The 4,830-nt window shown below is 70.5% G+C and carries 5 protein-coding genes; 2 read left to right on the forward strand and 3 right to left on the reverse strand.

All coding sequences use genetic code 11. The annotated features are described in order from the left end of the window. The 3 genes from HUU95_RS08545 to HUU95_RS08555 all read right to left on the reverse strand — a co-directional run. On the reverse strand, positions 1-742 hold a 742-nt coding region (locus tag HUU95_RS08545; RefSeq protein WP_254602698.1), incomplete at its 3' end, for an amidase family protein. A gap of 41 nt (positions 743-783) precedes the next feature. Then, positions 784-2,814 (reverse strand): 3-hydroxyacyl-CoA dehydrogenase NAD-binding domain-containing protein, encoded by a 2,031-nt coding sequence (locus HUU95_RS08550; RefSeq protein ID WP_174279733.1) that lies wholly within the window; start codon positions 2,812-2,814, stop codon positions 784-786. 12 nt (positions 2,815-2,826) lie between these two features. Next, entirely contained in the window at positions 2,827-4,053 is a 1,227-nt protein-coding gene (locus HUU95_RS08555) for a serine hydrolase domain-containing protein (RefSeq protein ID WP_174279734.1), read from the reverse strand. Between the two features lie 142 nt (positions 4,054-4,195). Between HUU95_RS08555 and HUU95_RS08560 the strand changes: the two genes are divergently transcribed. After that, a complete protein-coding gene (locus tag HUU95_RS08560; protein WP_174279735.1) occupies positions 4,196-4,420 on the forward strand; it encodes a hypothetical protein in 225 nt (74 codons plus the stop codon). Positions 4,421-4,553: 133 nt separating this feature from the next. Next, a partial coding sequence (locus HUU95_RS08565) for a hypothetical protein (RefSeq protein WP_438827202.1) occupies positions 4,554-4,830 on the forward strand: 277 nt, incomplete at its 3' end.

A 4,830-nucleotide genomic window follows, 5' to 3' on the forward strand; every position in this document is an offset into this window, starting at 1 on the left:
CGAGCACGTCGAGCGCGGCGGCGAGGTCATCCGGGTCACGCGCCATCGGGCCGATCACGCCCAGCGCGGGGTCGGCGCCGTCGGTGCCCGGGAAGCGATGCCCGTCGGCGCCGATCGCGCCATAGGTCGGCTTATGGCCCCAGACCCCGCAGAAATGCGCGGGGATGCGGATCGAGCCGCCGATGTCGGAGCCGAGTTCCAGCGGCACCATCCCGCCGGCGAGCGCCGCCGCCGATCCGCCGGACGAGCCGCCGGCGGTGCGGGCGTGGTCGTGCGGGTTGCTGGTGCGGCCATGGACCAGATTATCGGACTGCCAATCGGCCAAGCCGGGCGCGACATTGGTCTTGCCCAGGATGATGGCGCCCGCATCCTTGAGCCGGCGGACGGCGGGCGCGTCGGCGGTGGCGATGGCATCGCGAGCGTGCGGGAAGCCCCAGCTGGTGGGCAGGCCGGCGACGTCGAACGCCTCCTTGACCGTCATCGCGACGCCGAGCAGCGGGGCGTCGAAGCCGGCCGCGACGCGGCGGTCGAGGTCGGCGGCGGTGGCGCGGGCGCGTTCGAAGTCGCGGATGACGACGGCGTTGAGCGGGCCGTCGCGGGCCTCGATCCGGCCGATCGCGTCGGCGCAACCTCGCGCGGCCGTCGTCGCCCCCGAGCGGACCGCGGCGGCGGTGGCGAGGACGGTGAGCTCAGTAGGCGTCCGAGACCGTTCGCCCCGAGCGTCGTCTAGGGGCTTGCCCAACGGCGAGGTGTCTCGACTTCGCTCGACACGAACGGAGGGCATCAGAACGTCTCGCCGCCTTGCGCCTTTTTCCGCAGCAGCGGTGCTACCGCGACGCCCCGCGCGTCCAGCCCCGCCACCACCTTGGCGAGCCCGACCGTGTTCGCCCAGAACATCGGGCCGCCGCGATAGGCGGGCCAGCCATAGCCATGGATCCAGACCACATCGATGTCGCTCGCGCGCTGGGCGATGCCGTCGTCCAGGATGTTCGCGCCCTCGTTCACCATGGGGTAGAGCAGCGCGCCCAGGATCTCGTCGTCGGTATAGGTCGTGTCGGCGTGGCCGCCCTGCGCGCGGAGCCGGTCGATGATCGCCTTCACTTCCGGCGATGGCGTCGGCGTGCGGTTCTCGTCATAGTCGTAGAAGCCCTTGCCGGTCTTCTGCCCCCAGCGGCCCTGGGCGGCGAGCGCGTCGCGGATGCTCTCGATCCGGGTCGGGTCGCGGTGCCAGCCGATGTCGACGCCGGCGAGGTCGCTCATCTGGAACACGCCCATCGGCATGCCGAAGTCGGTCAGCACCCGGTCGATCCGTTCGGGTGCGATCCCCTCCATCAGCATGCGGTTCGCGGGGTTGGCTCGCTGCGACAGCATGCGGTTGCCGATGAAGCCTGGGCCGACGCCCGAGACCACCGCGACCTTGCCGATCGCTTTGGCGAGCGCCATCACCGTCGCGAGCACGTCCGGCGCCGTCCGGGCGCCACGCACCACCTCCAGCAGCTTCATGACGTTGGCCGGCGAGAAGAAGTGGGTACCGATCACGTCGCCGGGCCGGCCGGTAACGGCGGCCATCTCGTCGATGTTCAGGTAGGAGGTGTTCGAGGCGAGGATCGCGCCCGGCTTGCAGATCGCGTCGAGCTGGCCGAACAGCTCCTGCTTGACGGCCATATCCTCGTAGACCGCCTCGATGACGAGGTCGCACTCGGCGAGCGCCCGGAGATCGAGCGTGGGGGTGAGCCGCGCCATCATCGCGTCGACCTGGTCCGCCGTGACGCGGCCGCGCTTGGCGGAGGCGTCGTAATGGCGGCGGATCACGGCCGTGCCGCGATCGAGCGCCTCCTGGCCGGTCTCGACGATCGTGACCGGGATGCCGGCCTTGAGGAAGTTCATCGAGATGCCGCCGCCCATCGTGCCGGCGCCGATCACGCCGACCTTCCCGATCGGGCGGAGCCGGATGTCGGCGGGCAGGTCGTCCACCTTGGCGGCCTGGCGCTCGGCGAAGAAGAGATAGCGCTGCGCGGCGGACTGGGTGCCGCTCATCAGCCTGGCGAACTGCTCGCGCTCGTACGCGATGCCGTCACGGAACGAGGCGCCCGACGACGCCTGCTCGATGCAGGCGATGTTGGCGGCCGGCGCGTCCAGGCCGCGCAGCTTGCGCCCGTGCGCGTCGCGGAACGCCTCGATCGCGGCGGGATCGGGCTCGATCGTCCGCTCGGACGCGCGGGGCAGGGGGCGCTTGCCCGCGATCTCCTTGGCGAAGGCGATCGCGTCGTCCGCCAGCGTATCCTCGCCCACGAGCCGGTCGACCAGTCCCGCCTCCACCGCGGTCCGGGCCGAGATCGGATCACCGATGGCGGTCATCCGCACCGCCAGCGCGACCCCGGCGATGCGCGGCAGCCGCTGCGTGCCGCCCGCGCCGGGCAGCAGGCCCAGCTTGACCTCGGGCAGGCCGATGGTCGCCGACGGCACCGCGATCCGGTAATGACAGGCGAGCGCCACCTCGCAGCCGCCGCCCAGCGCGGTGCCGTGGATCGCGGCGACGACCGGCTTGGACGCGGCCTCGATCACGTCGACCAGGATCGGCAGCGCCGGCTCCCGCATCGGCTGACCGAACTCGGTGATGTCCGCGCCCGCGAAGAAGGTGCGGCCGTCGCAACGGATCACCATGGCGGCGATGCTCTCGTCGACCTCGCCCTGCTTGATCCCGGCCTCCAGCCCCGCGCGCACGGCGGCGCCCAGCGCGTTGACGGGTGGATTGTCGGCGACGATGACGAGCACGGCGCCATGGCGTTCGATGCGGATGGGGGAGGCGTCCATTGGTTGCTCCTGTCAGATCAGCGCCGCGTAGATCATCGTCTTCAGCTCGCGCCGGATCGGATACAGCGACGACGGGCTGAGCTGCGTCATGAACACGGCGTGCAACCGCTCGACGGGATCGATGAAGAAGGCGGTGGAGAACATCCCGCCCCAATAATATTCGCCGACCGACCCCGGCATCATCGTTCGCGCCACGTCCTGCACCACCGCGAAGCCGAGACCGAAGCCGGTGCCCGCGTTCTGCGTCTCGCTGAACAGCGACCGGGACATCGACGACAGGTCGGCGCGGTTCGGCAGGTGGTTCATCCGCATCAGGTCGAGCGTCTTGCGCCCGAGCACGCGCACGCCGTCGAGCGTGCCGCCGTTCGCGCACATCTGGCAGAAGCGGTGATAATCGAGCGCGGTCGAGACAAGCCCGCCGCCGCCCGACAACAGGGCGGGCGGCCTTGCCCAGGCCGAGTCCGCCCCGGGATCGAACATCACCCGCTCGCGCTGGTGCGAGTCCCAGACATGACAGTCCGCGAGGCGGTCGACCTGGTCGGCGGGCACCTGGAAGAAGGTGTCGTGCATGCCGAGCGGCGTGAACAGGTGCTCGGCGAGGTACCGGTCGAGCGGCTTGCCCGACACGCGCTCGATCACGGCGCCGATCACGTCGGTGGACACCGAATAATTCCACGCCTCGCCCGGCGGGAACTCCAGCGGCAACCGGGCCAGGGCGGCGACAAAGGCCTGGAGATCGTGGCCGCCGTCCCTTTCGCCCAGCTTCGCCTCGCGATAGGCGGCGTCGATGTTGGAGCGTTGCTGAAACCCGTAGGTGAAGCCCGACGTGTGGCGCAACAGGTCGAGCATGCGCATCGGCTCGGTCGTGGCCCTGGTCACGAACGGCACGCCCGCGCCACCGGCCTGGTAGACGCCGACGCCCCTCAGCTCGGGCAGGACGTGGTGCACGGGCGTGTCGACCGCGACCGCGCCGGCTTCCACCAGCTGCATGAACGCCGCCGAGGTGATCGGCTTGGTCATCGACGCGATGCGGAACAGCGATCGCTCGTCGACGGGCGCGGCGCCGTTCTCGCGCAACGGCCCCTGATGCGAGAAATGCGCGATCTCGCCGTCACGCGCGATCAGCAATTGCGCGTGCGGGAACTTGCCGGAATCGAGGTAGCGTTCCTTCACGAACGCATCCACCCGACGCAGCCGTTCGGGATCGAACCCCAGCCGCTCAGCGTCCATCCTCACCATACCTCGTCTTCGAAGTCCGGACGTCCTATCGTCCCGCGCAGGACGCAAATCAACGTCAACCTCCACCCGTGGCAAGCGACCCCGTCGTCCTGTGGCCGGAGGTCGCGCCGCGCCTCCTCTAGCTGCCTGCGGAGGGCTGGCGATGGCGCGACGGGATCCTGGCGACGGCATCACCACGTCCTCGCTGCTCGAACGGGGCGAGACGGTGCTGTATTTCGCGCCGGCGACGCGGCGGACGCTGTGGGCGGGCTTGGCACCCATCGCCTGGGCGGTGCCGATGCTGGCGGTCGGCTGGTGGATCACGCGTTGGGCGGCGGGCGCGTTGGGCGGCCATGACCGATCCGTGATGGAACGCGGGCGGAGATAACCTATATAACCCACATCACCGGCAGGTCGTTCGTAGGCGCCGATGACTGGGGGACGCTCGCGCTCCCGCTTACCGCCGAGGAGCGCCCTTGCATGAACCGTTCATTTCACCCGTCTCGCGCAGTGATGCCGTCTTGACCTGCGTCACGGTGGTGCCCGCGCATGCTGAGTCCGATCGTCCGGCGCGGCGCCCGTTCTCGTCGCGCTCGCGGTCGGTCAAGGCCACGCCGGAGGCCGTGTCGCGGCAAGCCAGGCTGACGCTGCTCGCGTTCCGGGCGCATGACGATCGCGTGGCGGCGCTGGCCTTCCTCCACGATCATCACGACGCGCTGGGCGGGCGGCCGATCGACGCGGCCGGGCTGGACGAGCCGGGGCTGCTGGCAGCGAGCGCGTTGCTGCCGGGCCAAGGCG

This window comes from Sphingomonas bacterium (assembly GCF_903643065.1).
Lineage (GTDB): Bacteria > Pseudomonadota > Alphaproteobacteria > Sphingomonadales > Sphingomonadaceae > Sphingomonas.

What these genes read in the sequence shown, in the direction of transcription:
- HUU95_RS08550 (WP_174279733.1), bottom strand. Translation starts at nt 2,814, where the DNA reads ATGGACGCCTCCCCCATCCGCATCGAACGCCATGGCGCCGTGCTCGTC.
- HUU95_RS08560 (WP_174279735.1), top strand. Translation starts at nt 4,196, where the DNA reads ATGGCGCGACGGGATCCTGGCGACGGCATCACCACGTCCTCGCTGCTC.
- HUU95_RS08555 (WP_174279734.1), bottom strand. Translation starts at nt 4,053, where the DNA reads ATGGTGAGGATGGACGCTGAGCGGCTGGGGTTCGATCCCGAACGGCTG.